At 75.1% G+C, this 16,521-nt stretch carries 18 protein-coding genes and 1 tRNA gene; 12 read left to right on the top strand and 7 right to left on the bottom strand.

The window, feature by feature from the left end; all coding sequences use genetic code 11:
• Positions 1-217 precede the first annotated feature (217 nt).
• The 3 genes from O2W17_RS08230 to O2W17_RS08220 all read left to right on the top strand — a co-directional run bounded on the left by O2W17_RS08230 (position 218) and on the right by O2W17_RS08220 (position 4,201).
• Positions 218-305 (top strand) — tRNA-Ser (locus tag O2W17_RS08230).
• Positions 306-719: 414 nt separating this feature from the next.
• Entirely contained in the window at positions 720-2,984 is a 2,265-nt protein-coding gene (locus tag O2W17_RS08225; RefSeq protein WP_269191911.1) for an immune inhibitor A domain-containing protein, read from the top strand.
• Between the two features lie 377 nt (positions 2,985-3,361).
• Entirely contained in the window at positions 3,362-4,201 is an 840-nt protein-coding gene (locus O2W17_RS08220; RefSeq protein ID WP_269192053.1) for a hypothetical protein, read from the top strand.
• 70 nt (positions 4,202-4,271) lie between these two features.
• On the opposite strand, the gene O2W17_RS08215 is transcribed toward O2W17_RS08220, so the two are convergent.
• From O2W17_RS08215 to O2W17_RS08200, 4 genes are read right to left on the bottom strand one after another with little or no spacing between them, the layout of a single operon-like run.
• On the bottom strand, positions 4,272-5,405 hold the full coding sequence (locus O2W17_RS08215; protein ID WP_269191910.1) for an NAD(P)/FAD-dependent oxidoreductase: 1,134 nt from the start codon (positions 5,403-5,405) through the stop codon (positions 4,272-4,274).
• A 45-nt stretch (positions 5,406-5,450) separates the two neighbouring features.
• A complete protein-coding gene (locus O2W17_RS08210) occupies positions 5,451-6,383 on the bottom strand; it encodes an alpha/beta fold hydrolase (protein ID WP_269191909.1) in 933 nt (310 codons plus the stop codon).
• 51 nt (positions 6,384-6,434) lie between these two features.
• Positions 6,435-7,010 (bottom strand): TIGR00730 family Rossman fold protein, encoded by a 576-nt coding sequence (locus O2W17_RS08205; RefSeq protein WP_269191908.1) that lies wholly within the window; start codon positions 7,008-7,010, stop codon positions 6,435-6,437.
• Between the two features lie 7 nt (positions 7,011-7,017).
• Positions 7,018-7,476, bottom strand: coding sequence for a MaoC family dehydratase (locus tag O2W17_RS08200; RefSeq protein WP_269191907.1), 459 nt, complete (start codon positions 7,474-7,476; stop codon positions 7,018-7,020).
• A gap of 154 nt (positions 7,477-7,630) precedes the next feature.
• Here O2W17_RS08200 and O2W17_RS08195 point away from each other — a divergent pair, with 154 nt between their 5' ends.
• The 4 genes from O2W17_RS08195 to O2W17_RS08180 all read left to right on the top strand — a co-directional run bounded on the left by O2W17_RS08195 (position 7,631) and on the right by O2W17_RS08180 (position 10,095).
• Entirely contained in the window at positions 7,631-8,128 is a 498-nt protein-coding gene (locus tag O2W17_RS08195; RefSeq protein WP_269191906.1) for an NUDIX domain-containing protein, read from the top strand.
• Positions 8,129-8,137: 9 nt separating this feature from the next.
• The gene (locus tag O2W17_RS08190; RefSeq protein WP_269191905.1) at positions 8,138-9,025 is read left to right on the top strand and encodes a 1,4-dihydroxy-2-naphthoyl-CoA synthase; all 888 of its coding nucleotides are present in this window, start codon (positions 8,138-8,140) and stop codon (positions 9,023-9,025) included.
• A 16-nt stretch (positions 9,026-9,041) separates the two neighbouring features.
• Positions 9,042-9,374 (top strand): hypothetical protein, encoded by a 333-nt coding sequence (locus O2W17_RS08185; protein WP_269191904.1) that lies wholly within the window; start codon positions 9,042-9,044, stop codon positions 9,372-9,374.
• Positions 9,375-9,501: 127 nt separating this feature from the next.
• Positions 9,502-10,095 carry a TetR-like C-terminal domain-containing protein gene (locus O2W17_RS08180; protein ID WP_269191903.1) on the top strand — a complete coding sequence of 198 codons (594 nt, stop codon included), beginning with the start codon at positions 9,502-9,504 and terminating at the stop codon, positions 10,093-10,095.
• A gap of 59 nt (positions 10,096-10,154) precedes the next feature.
• Here the strand turns inward: O2W17_RS08180 and O2W17_RS08175 are convergent, their stop codons facing one another.
• Positions 10,155-10,868: a TetR/AcrR family transcriptional regulator gene (locus O2W17_RS08175; RefSeq protein WP_269191902.1), complete on the bottom strand. Its 714-nt coding sequence runs from the start codon at positions 10,866-10,868 to the stop codon at positions 10,155-10,157.
• Positions 10,869-11,052: 184 nt separating this feature from the next.
• Here O2W17_RS08175 and O2W17_RS08170 point away from each other — a divergent pair, with 184 nt between their 5' ends.
• On the top strand, positions 11,053-12,168 hold the full coding sequence (locus tag O2W17_RS08170; RefSeq protein WP_269191901.1) for an NDMA-dependent alcohol dehydrogenase: 1,116 nt from the start codon (positions 11,053-11,055) through the stop codon (positions 12,166-12,168).
• 124 nt (positions 12,169-12,292) lie between these two features.
• Positions 12,293-12,961, top strand: coding sequence for an HAD family hydrolase (locus O2W17_RS08165; protein ID WP_269191900.1), 669 nt, complete (start codon positions 12,293-12,295; stop codon positions 12,959-12,961).
• A 56-nt stretch (positions 12,962-13,017) separates the two neighbouring features.
• Here O2W17_RS08165 and O2W17_RS08160 read toward each other — a convergent pair whose 3' ends face one another.
• Entirely contained in the window at positions 13,018-13,845 is an 828-nt protein-coding gene (locus tag O2W17_RS08160) for a glycerophosphodiester phosphodiesterase (RefSeq protein ID WP_269191899.1), read from the bottom strand.
• 96 nt (positions 13,846-13,941) lie between these two features.
• Positions 13,942-14,907, bottom strand: a complete 966-nt coding sequence (locus tag O2W17_RS08155; RefSeq protein ID WP_269191898.1) for a glucosyl-3-phosphoglycerate synthase — start codon at positions 14,905-14,907, stop codon at positions 13,942-13,944.
• A gap of 248 nt (positions 14,908-15,155) precedes the next feature.
• Between O2W17_RS08155 and O2W17_RS08150 the strand changes: the two genes are divergently transcribed.
• From O2W17_RS08150 to O2W17_RS08140, 3 genes are all read left to right on the top strand, one after another.
• Positions 15,156-15,374: a hypothetical protein gene (locus O2W17_RS08150; RefSeq protein ID WP_269191897.1), complete on the top strand. Its 219-nt coding sequence runs from the start codon at positions 15,156-15,158 to the stop codon at positions 15,372-15,374.
• A 41-nt stretch (positions 15,375-15,415) separates the two neighbouring features.
• Positions 15,416-16,147 carry a hypothetical protein gene (locus tag O2W17_RS08145; RefSeq protein ID WP_269191896.1) on the top strand — a complete coding sequence of 244 codons (732 nt, stop codon included), beginning with the start codon at positions 15,416-15,418 and terminating at the stop codon, positions 16,145-16,147.
• Between the two features lie 96 nt (positions 16,148-16,243).
• A complete protein-coding gene (locus tag O2W17_RS08140) occupies positions 16,244-16,483 on the top strand; it encodes a hypothetical protein (protein WP_269191895.1) in 240 nt (79 codons plus the stop codon).
• Positions 16,484-16,521 lie beyond the last annotated feature (38 nt).

Raw genomic sequence — 16,521 nt, 5'->3', positions numbered from 1 at the left:
AGGCGGTCACCGCGGGGGCGGACCCTGCCGCCAGACCGGGCGAGCCTCACGGCCCGCGCGGGCGCTCGCGGCCACAGCAGCTGGGTGCTCGGCGATCGCCGGGTCGACGGATGCCGAGGTCTCTTCTCCAGCCCGTGGTCCTGGCGTGGCCGGCGTTGCTACCGTCGACAGCACCGATTCCTGTCCCGCGCACACAGTCGCAGGTCAGGAACTCGGAGGAGGGCTCGCCTAGTGGCCGATGGCGGCGGTCTTGAAAACCGCTAAGAGGTAATCCCTCTTCGTGGGTTCGAATCCCACGCCCTCCGCCGCCTGCGGCTGCCGCGGCCGTGAGGGATCCCGGCCGACGGCGTCCCCCGGCCGACGGTGTCCCCCGGCCGGCGGCCGCCCGCGACCGGCCCGGCGTCGGCACCCTCCGCCGTTCCCTGTCCGCACAGCGATGTCCGCTCTGGCCGCCGGGTGCCGTCCCGCAATCGACGCGCCCGTCCCAACAGCTGAGATGGCGATCGCGTCGTCACCAATTGTCTGCCGAGAGTGAAGACCCAGGTCATCGCGGCGGTTCGCCGACTGCGGGCGGAGCCGTTCTGTGACCGATCGGTATCGCTCTGTGGACATGGGTGCAGGGCTCACCTAACGTCCCGATCCGACCGCCCGCGAGGGCCGTCGGTGGTCCTCCACCGGCCGGCTGGACGGTCTCCCCTCCGAACGCAGGAGAACCATCCTTGAAGAGAGCTCTGGCCGTCGTCGCCGGTGCCGCCCTGGTGATGGCGGTCCCCGTGACGGCATCGGCCGCGCCACGCGTGCAGGACACCCCGACCACCCCCGCCCGCGCCCACGACCTGCCCAGCCCGCTGGCCGAGACGCAGCGCGCGCTGCGCGCCGAGGCCCTCCAGCAGGTGCTCACCGGCCAGGCCACGCCGCGGGGCGACAACAAGGTGGTCGAGGTCGCGAAGGGCCGCTACGTCGAGCTGGCCCAGGAGGACAGCGACGCCATCTGGACCGTCCTCGGCGAGTTCAGCGACCTGCCGCACAACTCGATCCCCGCGCCCGACCGCTCGGTGGACAACAGCACCATCTGGACGCAGGACTTCTCGCAGAGCTACTTCGACACCCTGCTCTACAGCACCGCCCCGGGCGTCAACTCCGTGGCGAACTTCTACGAGCAGCTCTCCTCGGGGCGCTACACCGTCACCGGCGAGGTCGAGGACTGGGTGCAGGTGCCCGGCACTGGCGCCTCCTACGGCGACAACGACCTCGGTGACGCCACCACCTGGCTGTTCGTCAACGACTCGGTCGACGCCTGGTACGACGAGCAGCTCGCTGCCGGACAGACCCCCGAGCAGATCGACGAGTACCTGTCGCAGTTCGACGTCTGGGACCGCTACGACTCCGACGGCGACGGCAACTTCGACGAGGCCGACGGCTACATCGACCACTTCCAGGCCGTGCACTCCGGCGAGGGCGAGGAGGTCGGCGGTGGGGTCCTCGGCGACGACGCCATCTGGAGCCACCGCTGGTACAACCAGACCAACCGGATCGGCACCGCCGGCCCGACGGTCAACGGCGCGGTCAACCCGCTCGGTGGCGCGCCGGTCGGCGGCTCCCGGTACTGGATCGGCGACTACACCGTCGAGCCGGAGAACGGCGGCGTCGGCGTCTTCGCCCACGAGTTCGGCCACGACCTCGGCCTGCCGGACCTCTACGACACCTCGGGCAACAGCGGTGGTGCGGAGAACAGCACCGCCTTCTGGACGCTGATGAGCTCCGGCTCCTACGGCAACTCGGGTCGCCCCGAGGACGGCATCGGCACCCAGCCGATCCACATGGGCGCCTGGGAGAAGCTGCAGCTGGGCTGGCTGAACTACCAGGTCGTGCAGCCGGGTGAGAGCGCGGACCTCCGTCTCGGCCCGGCGGCCTACAACTCCAGGGAGAAGCAGGCGGCCGTCGTCGTCCTCCCGGAGAAGGAGGTCACCACGACGATCGGCACCCCGTTCGAGGGCGAGGACTTCTGGTACTCCGGCTCGGGCGACGACCTCGACCACAGCATGCTGGCGGCCAAGCCCGCCGGTGCGCAGGAGCTGACCGCCAAGGTCAACTACCAGATCGAGGAGGACTGGGACTACGCCTACGCGGTGTACTCCACCGACGGCGGCGCCACGTTCACGTCGCTCCCGACGAACCTGTCGACGACGACCGACCCGAACGGCCAGAACTTCGGCCAGGGCATCACCGGCAGCACCGGCGGCGAGTGGGTCGACCTCTCGGCGAGCCTGGCGGGCGTGCCCGACGGCGCGCTGGTCGGCTTCCGCTACTGGACCGACGGCGCGGCCACCGAGCCGGGCCTGCAGGTCGACGCCGTGGAGATCGACGGCGCCCCGGTGACCACCTGGACGCTGGAGGGGTTCGAGCAGACCACCGGCACGACCACCAACTCGTACTTCAACGCCTACATCCTCGAGAACCGGGCCTACACCGGCTACGACACGGGGCTGAAGACGGGGCCGTACAACTTCGGTGACCCGCGCCGGCCGGACTGGGTCGAGCACTTCCCGTACCAGGACGGTCTGCTGATCAGCTACTGGAACACCCAGTACAACGACAACAACGTCGGGGCCCACCCGGGCGCCGGCCTCGTCCTCCCGGTCGACGCCCACCCGGGCCTGCTCTACGAGCCGACCGACGACGAGGGCGACGACCGCACCGACGGCGAGAGCTGGCGGCCGCGCGTCCAGTCCTACGACTCCACCTTCGGGCGGCAGCCGACGGACAAGATCACGCTGCACGACCCGGACACCGGCGTGGGCGGGACGATCGGCGGCCTGCCGGCCGTCCCGACCTTCGACGACCGGCTGGACTGGTGGGTGGCCCCGGGCGAGCAGCCCGACGCCAACGGCTGGACCGGCGTCGACGTGCCGAAGACCGGCACGGTCATCACCGTCAAGGGGATGAGCGCAGCGGGCGCACTCATGCAGGTCCGGGTCAACTGACCCGCTAGCGCAGCACGCGAACGGCCCGTCGGCACCCGCCGGCGGGCCGTTCCGCGTCCCGGGGCATGGCGCCGGCCCCGGAGCGCCGGCGATCCCGGTCCGGTGGCCGTCCCGACATGCCGGGCGCGCCTGCCCGACGGTGGTGACCGCACCCCTCGCGGAGCGCATCCGCGCTGGTCAGGGCCGCACATGTCGACATGGCGGTGCCGTGGGGGAGGGGTCACCGTGCGCTGCCGGGGCCGGTCGCAACGATCGGGTGACGGGCGGTTCCCGAGTGGCCCGGAACCGGCCGTCCACGCCTTCCCGGCGCCGTAGCTTCGCTCCTGACCGCGGTACTTCCCCGCCGCGCGAACGCACCGAGGAGCACCCCCGTGATCATGGACGCGATGCTGCTGTGGCCGACCGCTTCGGTCCTGGGCTTCCTCCTCTGCACCGCCGTGGTGATCGCGCTCGGCACCAGCTCCACCGCCCGGTACGAGTACGCGCGCGCCGCGGCGCAGCAGAGCGCGCAGCGCGCGGCCGCCCGCACTGCCGGCACCCACCCGGCCGGCCGCCGGGCCGCGGGCTCCGCCGGCGCCGGCACGCAGCCGAAGGTGCGCTCGCAGGCCGGTGCCGTCGCCGTCAAGCCCGCGCCGGCGCACGCGCCCGCCGCCGGGACGGGCGACGCGCACGGGTGGTGGCTGGTCGACGACGCGGCGCGGGTCCTGGCCGGCCCGTTCGCCGACCAGCTGGACGCCGACTGGGCCGCCCTCTCCGGCGACCTGCCCGCCGTCGCCGCCTTCGGCGTGCCGCGCCCCGACGGCACCCTGGCCCCCCGGCCCACCCCCGCGGACCGGGCGTGGCTGACCGAGCTCGGCGACCAGCTCGACCGGCTGCCGGAGGACTGGGACGCGCTGCTCACCGACACCGACCCGCTGACCACCCTGGTCGTGGAGGTCGCCGCGGCGCTGGCCGAGGCAGGGTTGCCGCTGTACGACGCCGCCGGGGGCGCTGCGGCCGGTGGCGTCTGCCTGGTGCCCGAGACCGGGTCCTGCGGGGTGCTGGTCAGCTGGCGGACGCACGACCGGATGAGCGTCCAGGGGTCTCGTGGCGACTCGGTGCACACGGCGGTGCAGGAGCTGATGAACACCGCCGTCGCCGACACCCTCGCCGAGCTCGGGTTCGTCGTCCAGACCTCGGGTTCCACCGGCGTCACCCTGGTGACGGCGCTGCGCTGACCGGCGCCGAACAGGAGGCCCTCTACTCCGCCGAGCGTGCGGGCCGCGGGCGGGTCGAGGTCGCGGCCGGCTAGCCGACCGGCCCCGGCCGGCGCAGGTGGCGGGCGGCGCCCGCGAGCGCCGGCAGGGTGAGCCGGCCGTCGGCCAGCCCCAGGCCGACGACGTCGTCGAACACCCGCTGGGAGCCCGCCGCCGCCCGGAGGACCGCGTCCATCAGCACCGGCCAGCGGCTGAGCGCCGACGCCGTCGACGAGTGCCGCAGGTGCCGGCCGAGCCGGCCGGCCAGCGCCCGCCGGTAGGCCGCGCCGGCGCCCGCGCCCACGGCGGCCGCCTGCCCGGCCAGCGCCCCGGAGAGGACGGCGTAGAAGATGCCCTCGCCGGTGAGCGGGTTGATCAGCGCCGCGGCATCACCGGCCAGCAGCACCCGGCCGTCGGGCTGGCGCGGCCGGCCGGTGCTCAGCGGCAGCCGGTGCGCCCGCAGCTCGCCGGCCACCACCCCCGGCAGCAGCCGCTGCAGGCCGTCGAGGAGGTCGGCCCGCGTGGCCCCGGCGGACACCAGCTCGCCGTAGCCGACGTTGGCCCGGCCGTCCCCGAGCGGGAAGGACCAGGCGTAGGCCGGCCAGCGCTGCTCGGTCGTGGTGATGACCTGGACACCCCGCTGCCCGGGCGGCTCGGGGGCGTAACCGCGGATGGCGACGGCCAGCTGGGAGGGGCGGTTCCGGGCGGCGCCGACGGCCCGGCGGACCACCGACTCCGCACCGTCGGCGGCGATCACGACGTCGGCCGTGACGGACCCGTCCACCTCGACGGCGTCCGGGCGCACGGTGACGGCCCGGACCAGCCGGCGGCGCAGCACCGCGCCGGCCTCCTGGGCGGCGTCGATCAGCCGCGCGTCGAGCACCGCCCGGGGGATGACGTACGAGGGCCGGGCGGTCGCCCGCTCGACCGTCGCGCCGCCCGGGGAGCTCAGCCGGAGCCGGGGGACGGCGGGGAAGCCGTCGGTGACCGTCGCGGGGTCCAGGCCCAGCCCGGCGAGGACGTCGAGCGCCTCCGCGGCGATGCCGTCACCGCACACCTTGTCGCGGGGGAAGCCGGCCCGGTCGAGCACCAGCACCCGGGCCGAGGGGCGGGCCCGCCGGGCGGCCAGTGCGGCCGCGGCCCCGGCCGGCCCTCCACCGACGACGACGAGGTCCCAGTGCTCCACGGGTCCGACGCTAGGCAGCGCACCGGCCGGGCGCGCGCCGGGCCCTCAGCCGGCGGCGGAGGACGTGCCCTCCCGGGGCCGGGCCAGCAGCGCCCGCCAGCTGTCCAGGTCGTGCGCCGCGGGCTCGGTGGTGGCGATGAAGTCCAGCAGCACGTCGCAGAACCGCTCCGGCTGGTCCAGGTGCGCCCAGTGGCCCGCTCCGGGGAACACCTCCACCCGCGCGCTGGGCACGAGCGCGCGCACGGCATCGGCGTGCGCCGACGGCACGATCGGGTCCTGGTCGCCCCAGATCACCAGCATCGGGATCGCGTCGGCCAGGTAGAGGCGGTCGAGGGCGGTGACCGCCTGGCCGCGCGAGTCCACGACGCCGCGCACGGTGCGCACGAAGGCCCGCCGTGCCTCGGCGTCCCGGAGCCCGAGGAGGGCGTCGCCGGCCTTGGCGAGGTCGCGGACCGCTCGCCAGCCGACGAGGCCGCCGACCTGGTCGACCGCCCGCATCCCCACGCGGAGCGGGCCGGAGACGCCGGCCATCGCACCCACCACCAGCTCGGCACCCGGGAGGGCCACGGCCCGCAGGCCGGCCGAGAGCTCGGGCCCCAGCCCGCCGCTGCCCACCAGCACCAGGCGGTGGCAGCGCTCGGGGAACTGGTAGGCGAACTGCAGTGCGATGCCGCCGCCCAGCGAGTGCCCCACGATGGTCGCCTGCTCGATGTCCAGGACCGTCATCAGGTCGCGCACGCCGTTGGCGTAGGCGGCGATCGAGTAGTCACCGCGCGGCTTGTCCGAGTCGCCGTGCCCGAGCAGGTCCGGGGCGATGACGGTGTGCGACTCCGCCAGCCGGTCGATGACGCCCGCCCAGGTCTGGCAGCTGTTGCCCATCCCGTGCAGCAGGAGCAGGACCGGCCCGCTCCCGGCCCGGATGAACGCGCGCTTGTGACCGTGCACGACGCGCGCGTCACGGACCTGGGGCGATGCCATGTGCCCAGTTCACCACCGTGCTGTTGCCGGGGGGTTGCCCCCCGCCCGCCATCAGGCCGACGACGGCGGGGCGGTCCACTTCCGGGGTGGGTGCTGGTAACCCTCGGTGAACGCGAGCAGCGCCTTCGCGTCCGTCACCACGCCCAGCGCGTCGAGCCGCCGGGCGTCGAGGTAGCCGTCGTCGACCATGCGCCGCAGCTGGGCCAGCAGCGGCTGCCAGAACCCGTCGACGTCGAGCAGCGCGGTGGGCTTGGCGTGCAACCCGAGCATGCCCCAGGTCCAGGCCTCGAACAGCTCCTCGAGGGTGCCCGCCGCGCCGGGCAGCGCGACGAACGCGTCGGAGAGGTCGGCCATGCGGGCCTTGCGCTCGTGCATAGAGGGCACGACCTCCAGCCGCGGCAGGCCGGCGTGGGCGAGCTCGTCGTCGACCAGGTGCTGGGGGATGACCCCCACCACCTCGCCGTCCGCGGCGAGCGCGGCGTCGGCGACCACGCCCATCATCCCGACGTGCCCACCGCCGTAGACGATCCCGACGCCGGCCTCCGCCAGCCCGGTGGCGAAGGCGGCCGCGGCCGCGGCGTGCGCCGGCGGGCCGGCGTGCGACCCGGTGAAGACGGCGATCCGCACCCGCGGATCAGCCGCGGTAGTAGCGGAAGACCGGCTCGGCGATGCAGACCGGCTTGTCGCCGCCCTCGCGCTCGATGACGGCGGCCAGCGTCAGCTGCAGGCCCCCGGTCACCTCCTCGGCCGACTTCAGGCTGGCGGAGAGCCGCACCTTGGCGCCGACCGGCACCGGGGAGGGGAAGCGGACCTTGTTGAGGCCGTAGTTCACGCCCATCACCGTGTCGGTCACCGCGAGCACCTGCCCCGAGAGCGAGGCCAGCAGCGACAGCGTCAGGTACCCGTGGGCGATCGGGCCGCCGAAGGGGCTCTCGGCCTTGGCGCGCTCGACGTCGACGTGGATCCACTGGTGGTCGCCGGTGGCGTCGGCGAACAGGTTGACGTGCTCCTGGGTGACCTCGTGCCACTCGCTGCTGCCGAGCTCGGTGCCGACGAGCCCGGGGACCTCGGCCATGGTCGTGGTGGTGGTCATGCGCGCGACTCCTTCGTCGGACGTGCGGGTGCCTCCTCGCAACCTAGTCCTCCGTGACGTCCGCCTCTGCCCGGCCCCGGTGGGCAGAGGCGGACGTCCCGCAGCACCCCACCTGGCCTCGCGCGGTCGGCGCCGGATGGGTTGACTGGGGGGTGTGCTCGCCTCCACCGACGGCTGGACCTCCTGCGGCCAGGGTCACCGTCACTGGGGCAGGGCCGGCGCGGCCGGCCTGCTCATCCACCGCGACGGGCCCGGCGGGGTCGAGCTGCTGCTCCAGCACCGCGCCCGGTGGTCCCACCACGGCGGCACCTGGGGGACGCCGGGCGGTGCGCTGCACGTCGACGAGTCCCCGGCGGCCGGTGCGCTGCGCGAGGTCGGGGAGGAGCTGGGCCTGACCCGGCACGACGTCGTCCTGGGCGTGGAGAGCGTCGACGACCACGGCGGCTGGGCGTACACGACGGTGCTGGCCCGCCCGGCGCGGCCGTTCGAGGCGACCGACCTGCGGCTGGACGGCGAGAGCGACGGGGTGGCGTGGGTCCCCCTCGCCGGGCTCGCCGCCGTGCAGCTGCACCCGGGCCTGGCCGCCTCCCTCGACCGGTTGCGCCCCCTCCTCGCCGGGGACGACGCCGTGCCCGGCGGCGACGGGCGTTAGGTTCGGGGCATGAGCGCGCGCGAGGACGTCTCCGAGATCTTCGACAGCTCCGCGTGGGCGCCGGTCGAGGGGTTCGACTTCGCCGACATCACCTACCACCGCGCCGTCGACGCCGGCGTCGTCCGCATCGCCTTCGACCGGCCCGAGGTGCGCAACGCCTTCCGGCCGCAGTCGGTCGACGAGCTGATCACCGCCCTGGAGCACGCCCGGCTGTCCACCGACGTCGGGTGCGTGATCCTCACCGGGAACGGACCCAGCCCCAAGGACGGCGGCTGGGCGTTCTGCTCGGGCGGCGACCAGCGGGTCCGCGGCAGGTACGGCTACGAGCACGCGCAGGGCTCGAGCGGCCGGCTGCACATCCTGGAGGCCCAGCGGCTGATCCGCTTCATGCCGAAGGTCGTGATCTGCGTCGTCCCCGGGTGGGCCGCCGGGGGCGGGCACAGCCTGCACGTGGTCTCCGACCTCACGCTGGCCAGCGCCGAGCACGCCCGGTTCAAGCAGACCGACGCCGACGTCGGCAGCTTCGACGGCGGCTTCGGCTCGGCCTACCTCGCCCGGCAGGTCGGGCAGAAGTTCGCCCGCGAGATCTTCTTCCTGGGCGAGGAGTACACCGCGCAGGACGCGCACGCGATGGGCATGGTCAACCGCGTCGTCCCCCATGCGGAGCTCGAGGCCACCGCGCTGGAGTGGGGGAAGAAGATCGTGGCCAAGAGCCCCACCGCCCAGCGGATGCTCAAGTACTCGTTCAACCTGATCGATGACGGCCTGGTCGGCCAGCAGCTGTTCGCCGGGGAGACCACCCGGCTGGCCTACATGGCCGAGGAGGCCGTCGAGGGCCGGGACGCCTTCCTCGAGAAGCGCGACCCGGACTTCACCCGCTTCCCCTGGCACGTCTGACACGAGGAGGACCCAAGTGATCGTCGAGGTGGTGACGGGCGCCGACGAGCGTCCGGAGGCGCGGGTGGTCGACGTCGACGACCTGGGGCGGCTGCACCTGGCCCTGGGTGCCGTCACCGACGAGGAGGCCACCGAGGCGCTCGAGCGCTCCGGGCTCGGACGGCTGCGGGACGCCGAGACCGCGTTCCTGGACGTGGCCGCGCTGCGCGCCGCCGCGGAGCCGCGGGCGGGTGACGGGGACTGGCTGACGCGGTGGGACGAGATGGTCGCCGGCGCCCGGAGCGAGGGCCGGCTGTCCGACGACGGAGCCACCCTCCAGGTGCACGTCGAGAGCGCCGCGGGCGCCTGAACGGCGCGGCCGCGAACGGTCGGCCGGAGGAGTTGTCTGTGACTCGATGCCAAGAGATCGTTGTGGTCGCTCCACTGACCAGCAAGTATGTCCGGGTGCATACGACAAGCCGGGACGGAACGGCGTCATGAGCGGCACGCCGGGGCGCCCGCTCAGTGCGGAACTGTCCGAGCAGCTGCTCGCGGTGGCCGTCGACATCCTCGCCGACGAGGGATGGGGGCGGCTCAACAGCGACCGCATCGCCGCCCGCGCCCGGGCGGGCAAGGCCGGCATCTACCGCCGGTGGCCCACGATGGCCGCGCTCGCCCGCGCAGCCGTGAGCCGCTTCGAGCTGGTGGTGCTCCCCGCGGACGGCGGCTCGCTGCGGTCGGACCTGCTGGGGCTGCTCACCGAGCGCTGGACGCAGCCGCTCAACCGCGAGGAGCGCGCGGTGGCCAGCCTGGTGGGTGCGGCCCGGCACGACGAGGAGCTGCGGGTCGGGCTCGACGAGGCCCTCGTGCGCCCGCTGGCGGCGGCCGTGCAGGAGATCGGTGAGCGCGCCGTCCGCCGGGGTGAGGACATCCGGGTCGAGCGGCTGCGGCTGCTCAGCTCGGTCCTCGAGGCCTTCTGGTGGCAGCGCTACCGGATGCCCGAGCCGCTGACCGCCGAGCAGGTCGGCTTCGTCGTCGACGAGGTGCTCGCGCCGCTGCTGCGGCCGGTGGGCGAGCCCGTCGCCGTCTGACCTCCGGGCCAGGAGGAGGGCCGGCCGTGGGGCGGGGCCCCGCGCGCCGATCGGGGCGCTCAGCCGGCGCGCAGCGAGCCCACCGGCTCGACGCCGGGCGGGGGCGCCGTGCCCGTGCGCAGCTGCTCGGCGGAGTCGGCGAGCCCACGCAGCAGCCGGTCGGCGAAGGTGCCGAGGTCGGCGGCGATCTGCGCCGCGTCGGCCCCCGCGGTCACCAGCGGCCGGTGCCGGACCATCAGCGCGCGGACGGCCGAGAGCCACATGGCGGCGGTGATCGCCGCTGCGGTGGACGGGTCGTGCGGGGTCGGGCCGGGGTCGCTGCGGTCGGCGTCGGTCCACGCCTCGCGCAGCGAGTCGGCCAGCAGCCGCTCGCTCTCGAACACCAGCTCGCGCTCGTGCACGCGCAACGAGGGCGAGGCGTCGAGCGTGCGCACGTAGGCCCGGAGATCGGCCTCCCGGAGTGCGCGAATTCGGTTCCGCACGAACTGGGACAGGTAGTCGGTCAGGGCCGACAGCGGGCAGTCGGCGGGCTGCCGGTGGCGCACCGCGTCGGCCGGACCGGAGACCCACGGGGTCCGGCCGTCGAAGAAGAGGTCTTCCTTTGTCGGGAAGTGGTTGAACACGGTCTGCACCGCGACGTCGGCCTGCCGGGCGATGTCGGCGATCGTCACCGCGTCGAAGCCGTGCTCGTCGAACAGCTGCCGGGCCACCGTGCGCACGTGCTCCCGCGTCTGCGCCTTCTTCCGCGCCCGGCGGTCGGTCAACTCGCCCACGGGGCCGAGCTTAGGCACCGGACGGGGTGATCGCAGGCGCGACCGACCGCGCGGTATGTCGTGCACGTCGAGGTCGAGGGGGTCCGCGCGGGAGGTCGGGGGTGACCAGGCACGATGGCCCGCGGTGCGTCCGGCTCCGGATGCCGTCGGCGCGCCGACCACGACTGCGAGGAGGAGCCGCCCGGTGCGGACGAGAGCTGCGGTACTGCGCGAGCCGGAGACCGAGTACGAGATCGTCGAGCTGGAGGTCCTCGACCCCGGCCCGGGCGAGGTGCTGGTCGAGATGGCCTACGCGGGGCTGTGCCACTCCGACGAGCACCTGCGGCACGCCAACCCCGGCGGGCGGTACCCCATCGTCGGCGGGCACGAGGGCTCCGGCGTCGTCCAGGCCGTCGGTGCCGGCGTCACCGGCGTGGCCCCGGGCGACCACGTCGTCACCAGCTTCCTGCCCGCCTGCGGGCACTGCCGGTACTGCGCCTCGGGCCGGTCCAACCTGTGCGACAAGGGCGCGACGATCGCCACGGGTCAGCTGCCCACCGGTACCTTCCCCTACCGGCTCGACGGCGAGCCGCTGGGCGGGTTCTGCATGATCGGCGCCTTCGCCCGGCACACCCTGCTCAGCGAGTTCTCCTGCGTGAGGATCGACCCGTGGCTGCCGCTGGACACCGCCGCGCTGGTCGCGTGCAGCGTGCCGACCGGCTGGGGCTCGGCGGTCTACTCCGGCGGCGTCCGGCCCGGTGACACCGTGGTCGTCGTCGGCCTCGGCGGGGTGGGTGTCAACGCGGTGCAGGGCGCGGTGCACGCCGGCGCCATGCACGTGATCGGCGTCGACCCGGTGGCCCTGAAGCGGGAGTTCGCCGAGTCGCTGGGCGCCACCCGCACGGTCGCCGACGCCGGCGAGGCGGCGGCCCTGGCCCGGGAGCTGTCGCGGGGCACCGGCGCCGACGTCGTCGTCGTCACGGTGGGGAAGACGTCGGGCGAGGTCTACAAGGCGGCGTCCGCCTGCGTCGGCAAGGGCGGCACCCTGGTGCTGACCGCGCTCGCCGACCGCCCCGACGAGGGCCGGGCCACGCTCAACGGGCAGGTCACCACGGTGTTCGAGAGCCGCGTGCAGGGCTCGATGTTCGGCTCCTGCAACCCGTTCACCGACATCCCGCGCCTGCTCCGGATGCACGAGGAGGGCCGGCTCGAGCTCGACCGGCTGATCACCCGCCGCTACTCCCTGGACGAGGTGAACCAGGGCTACCGCGACCAGGCGGCCGGCGAGACCATCCGCGGCCTCCTCGTCCACGCCGGCTGACCGGTCCCGCCCCCCGCGGCATAGGAGGCTTTGCCTACGGATCCGCCCCGGGGACCGTAGGCAAAGCTTCCTATGCCTGAGGGGGCGCCGGTTGGGGTGCGCGCCGAGTGGGCAGCCCGGGCGCATGAGCTCCCCGCGCATCGCCGTCCTCGACGTCGACGGCACCCTCGTCGACACCAACTACCAGCACGCCCTGGCCTGGTACCGGGCCCTGCGGTCGCTGGGGGAGACCTACCCGATCTGGCGGATCCACCGGCTGATCGGCATGGGCGGCGACCGGCTCCCGGCCGCGCTCGGCGGGGACGACGTCGAGGCGCGGATCGGCGACCGGGCCCGCGAGCGCTGGACCGAGGAGTTCGACCGGGTGATCGACGAGGTGGCGCCCCTGCCCGGTGCCCGCGACCTGGTCCAGGCGCTGCGCGAGCGCGGTCACCGGGTCGTGCTGGCCAGCTCCGGCAAGGCCAAGCACGTCGACCACTCGCTGGACCTGCTCGACCTGCGCGACCTCGCCGAGGCCTGGACCACCAGCGACGACGTCGAGTCGAGCAAGCCCGCCCCCGACCTGCTCGAGGTCGCCCTGCAGAAGCTGGGCGAGCCCGCGGACGCGCCGAGCGTGATGGTCGGCGACTCGGTCTTCGACGTCGAGGCGGCGAAGAAGGCCGGGATGCCGGCGCTGGTCGTGCGGTCCGGGGGCTTCGGCGACGACGAGCTGCGCGGCGCCGGCGCGCTGGACGTCTTCGACACCCCGGGCGACCTCGCCGCGGCGCTGGACCGCCTCGACCTCTCCGCCTGACGAGCCTTTCCGCGGGAAAGCACCCCGGCGTCTCCGCGGAAAGGCGCGTCAGGTGGTCAGGGGAGGCGGCCGAGGCGGCGCAGCGCCTCGTCCGGCCGGTCGGTGATGATCGCGTCGACGCCGAGCGAGACCAGGAAGTCGATGTCGGCGGCCGAGTTCGCCGTCCACACGTGCACCTCCTTGCCGGCGGCGTGCGCCTGCGCCACGTACCCCGGGTCGGCCCGCAGCAGCGCGATCCCCGGGCCGACGGCGCTCATCGCGCCGCCCAGGAGCTCGGTGCGCACCGGGCGCAGCCGCTTGCCGATGAGCTGCACGGTCGGCACCCCCGGGGCCAGCGCCTGGGTCCGGCGCACCGCCCGCTGGGAGAAGCTCATCACCCGGAACGCCGGCCGGCCGGCCCACTCCGCCGGCCGGTCGCCCTGCAGCAGCCCGTAGCGGCGCAGCAGCCGCACCAGCTCCTGCTCCACCCGGCTGGTGTGCCGGGTCGGGTGCTTGGTCTCGATGGCCAGCCGGACGGAACCGGGGGTCGCCGAGGCGTGCTCGAGCAGCCGGTCGAGGGTGAGCACCAGGCCGTTCTCGACGTCGGGCTCGTCGGTGACCGCGGTGATCGTGTCGTCCCTCCACCGGTCCCGCCGGCTGCGGCGGGCGCCGAACCGGAACTGCTCCAGCTCGGCGAGGTGCAGGGCGGAGACGACGCCGCGGCCGTTCGAGGTGTGCCGGACCCGGCGGTCGTGGACGCAGACCAGCACGCCGTCACGGGTCATCCGGACGTCGCACTCCACCGCGTCGGCACCGACGACCGTGGCGTGCCGGTACGCGGCCAGCGTGTGCTCGGGCGCCCCCGCGGTGGCCCCGCGGTGGGCGACGACCTCGGGACCGCTCACCGGTACGGGGAGGGCGGAGGCACGGCGGGGTGGTCGAGCGGCACGCGGGGATCCTGCCCGCCCGCGGCGGGGCCCGCGACGGAGGGGGGGTGGCGGCTACCCGGCCAGCCGGGCGCGGTACTCGGGCACGGTCGCCATCGGCGGGCGCTCGTCGACGGCGACGGCGCTGGTGCGGGGCACGAAGCCCGCGCCGTCGTGCCGGAACTGGGTGAGCAGCCCGCTCGGCTCGTGCCCGGCGGCCGCCCGCGCCAGCACGGTCGCGACCACCTGCCCGGCCATCGCGCCGAGCGCCTCGACGCTCTGCGAGGTGTGCCGGCGTTCGCCGAGGTCGACCTGGGCCAGCGAGGAGAGCCCGCCCAGGTGCAGCAGGTCGACGAGCAGGCCCACCTCGACGCCGTAGGCGGAGACGAACGGCACCTGCTCCAGCGCCGAGCGCCGGCCGGCGTACTCGCCGCCCAGGGGCTGGACGAAACCGGCGAGCTCGGGCCACAGGGCGTTGAGCAGCGGGCGGGCGGTCAGCTCGGTGACCCGGCCGCCGCCGGCCGGCACCACGGCGTCGCCGACCGCCAGCGGGCGGGTGTAGCAGCCCTTGACGTAGTCGACCTGCGGGTCGGTGAGCAGCGGGCGGAGCAGCCCGGGCACGTAGTGGGCGACGTCGCCGAGCAGGTCGGCGTCGAGGAAGACGACGAGGTCCCCGGTGGTGGCGGCCAGCGACTTCCAGAGCGCCTCGCCCTTGCCGCGGCGGGTGCCGTGACCGGGGAGCACGTCGGTGGTGGCGACGACGTCGGCGCCGGCGGCCCGGGCGACGGCGGCGGTGGCGTCGGTGCTGTCGGAGTCCACGACGACGAGCTCGTCGACCAGCGGCACCCGGCGCACCCAGTGCTCGTGCAGGTCGGCGACGAGCCGGCCGACGGTGGCCTCCTCGTCGCGGGCGGGGAGGACGACGCTGACCCGGTGCCCACCGCGGCGCTTGGCCTGCAGCAGCGCGGCGGTGTCGAGCTGCGCGAGGGAGCGCGCGGTGGTGGTGCGGTCGGCGAACCAGGCGCGGGCGTCAGGTCTCACGGGGCCCACTGTCGACCAGCCCGGACGCCCGCACCAGCGTGCCACCCTGCTGTTCACCGGGCCGTCACGGGACCGTTCCCGGGGCCGTCCCGGGACCGTTCCCGGTGCCTGCGTCCCGGGCGTCCAGGTGGTTCGAACGGGCGTGGTCCGGGCGGTCGCGCCGGTGCGTCACCCGTTCGGGGGACCGGCGCCGGGGCCGGTCGCCGGGCCGAGTCGCGGCGCGCTCCGGGAGCCCCGACGATGCGGGCATGACCACAGGTCAGCTGCCCGATCGGTTGTCCCTCCCGCACGGACGTCGCGAGGAGCGGCGACGGGTGGCGCTGCTGCTCGAGACCGCCGACGTCCTGGCGGAGCGCGCCCGGCGCACCGACGACGCCACCCAGGCGCAGGTGCTGCTGCGCCGCTCCGCCCAGCGCCGGGCGCAGGCCGCCCGCCTCGCGGCCGGCGACTCCCCGACCGGCCGCTGAGCGGTCGCCCGCGGGCCGGTCGCGCGCGTACCGTCCCGGCAATGGTGCGGGGACTGCCTCCGGCGCCGCGCTGGGCGTGGGTCGTCATGGCGCTGGGTGTCGTCGCGCTCGCCGTGATGGCCTACCTGCTGGCCAACCGGCCGCCGCCGCCGCGGTTCTCCGCCCCGGCGTCGGCGGGGGAGCCGCTGGAGGCCCCGGGGGCCGCCCAGGAACTGCGCGTCCTGGTCGTGGGCGACGGCACCACCGCGGTGCCCGACGGGGCCGTCGGCTGGCCGCAGCTGGTGGCGGAGGAGATCGCCGCCGACGGGCCGCCGGTGCAGCTGCAGGTGGCGGCCGCCGACGGCAGCGGCTACCTGCGGACGCCGCCCGGCGGCCAGACCTTCGCCCAGCTGGCCGAGGCGGCGGGCGGCGACTGGGACGTCGTGGTCTTCGCCGGATCACGGGACGACAACGCGGCCGCCGCCGACGTCCAGGCCGCCGCGGAGGAGTCCTTCGCAGCCGCGCGCGCGGCGTCCCCGGAGGCCGACCTGCTGGCTGTCGGCCCGGCGTGGCCGAGGACGCCGGCACCCGGCTACGTGATCACCGACCGGGACGCGGTGTCGGCCGCCGCGGAGGCCGCCGGCGTGCCCTTCACCGACCCGCTGGCCGAGCTGTGGCTCACCGGCCCCGGGCTGTTCGACGCCGCCGCCGACGCGCCGACCGCGGAGGGCCACCGGTTCCTCGCCGACCGGATCGCCCCGCTGGTCGAGCCCCTGGTGACCGCCGGCTCGTGAGACCCGGGCGGCCGTCGGCGCGGTGCGCCGACCCGGAGGGCGGGCGCCCAGAAGCGGCGCGGCCCCCTGGTCGCCGTGCCCGACTACGGTTGGTCGATGCTCCGCTGGCTGTGCGCTCTCGTGGCCGGTGGGGTCGTCACCGGTTTCGCCCTCCTGCTGGTCACCGGCGAATACCGGAACGAGGGCCGGGTGCTCTTCACGGTGTCCCGGAACCACGGCCTGCACGCCGGTGACCTGTTCGTGCTGGCGGGGTGGGCGGTCGCCGTCCTCGCGCTGCTCGCGCTCGCCGCCATGCCCGGGCGGCTCCGGGACGGCGAGGGCCCGCCCCGCGGCTGACGCCGCTCTCCTGCGGCTTTCTTGCGGATCGCTGCAGG

Origin of the sequence: Blastococcus sp. VKM Ac-2987 (assembly GCF_026967805.1) — a bacterium.
Taxonomy (GTDB): Bacteria; Actinomycetota; Actinomycetes; order Mycobacteriales; family Geodermatophilaceae; genus Blastococcus.
This window is presented reverse-complemented; position numbering and strand designations above follow the sequence as displayed.

Coding starts and splice junctions, on each gene's coding strand:
- O2W17_RS08145 (WP_269191896.1), top strand. CDS start 15,416: ATGGTGCGGGGACTGCCTCCGGCGCCGCGCTGGGCGTGGGTCGTCATG.
- O2W17_RS08180 (WP_269191903.1), top strand. CDS start 9,502: ATGAGCGGCACGCCGGGGCGCCCGCTCAGTGCGGAACTGTCCGAGCAG.
- O2W17_RS08210 (WP_269191909.1), bottom strand. CDS start 6,383: ATGGCATCGCCCCAGGTCCGTGACGCGCGCGTCGTGCACGGTCACAAG.
- O2W17_RS08165 (WP_269191900.1), top strand. CDS start 12,293: ATGAGCTCCCCGCGCATCGCCGTCCTCGACGTCGACGGCACCCTCGTC.
- O2W17_RS08190 (WP_269191905.1), top strand. CDS start 8,138: ATGAGCGCGCGCGAGGACGTCTCCGAGATCTTCGACAGCTCCGCGTGG.
- O2W17_RS08200 (WP_269191907.1), bottom strand. CDS start 7,476: ATGACCACCACCACGACCATGGCCGAGGTCCCCGGGCTCGTCGGCACC.
- O2W17_RS08150 (WP_269191897.1), top strand. CDS start 15,156: ATGACCACAGGTCAGCTGCCCGATCGGTTGTCCCTCCCGCACGGACGT.
- O2W17_RS08140 (WP_269191895.1), top strand. CDS start 16,244: ATGCTCCGCTGGCTGTGCGCTCTCGTGGCCGGTGGGGTCGTCACCGGT.
- O2W17_RS08220 (WP_269192053.1), top strand. CDS start 3,362: ATGGACGCGATGCTGCTGTGGCCGACCGCTTCGGTCCTGGGCTTCCTC.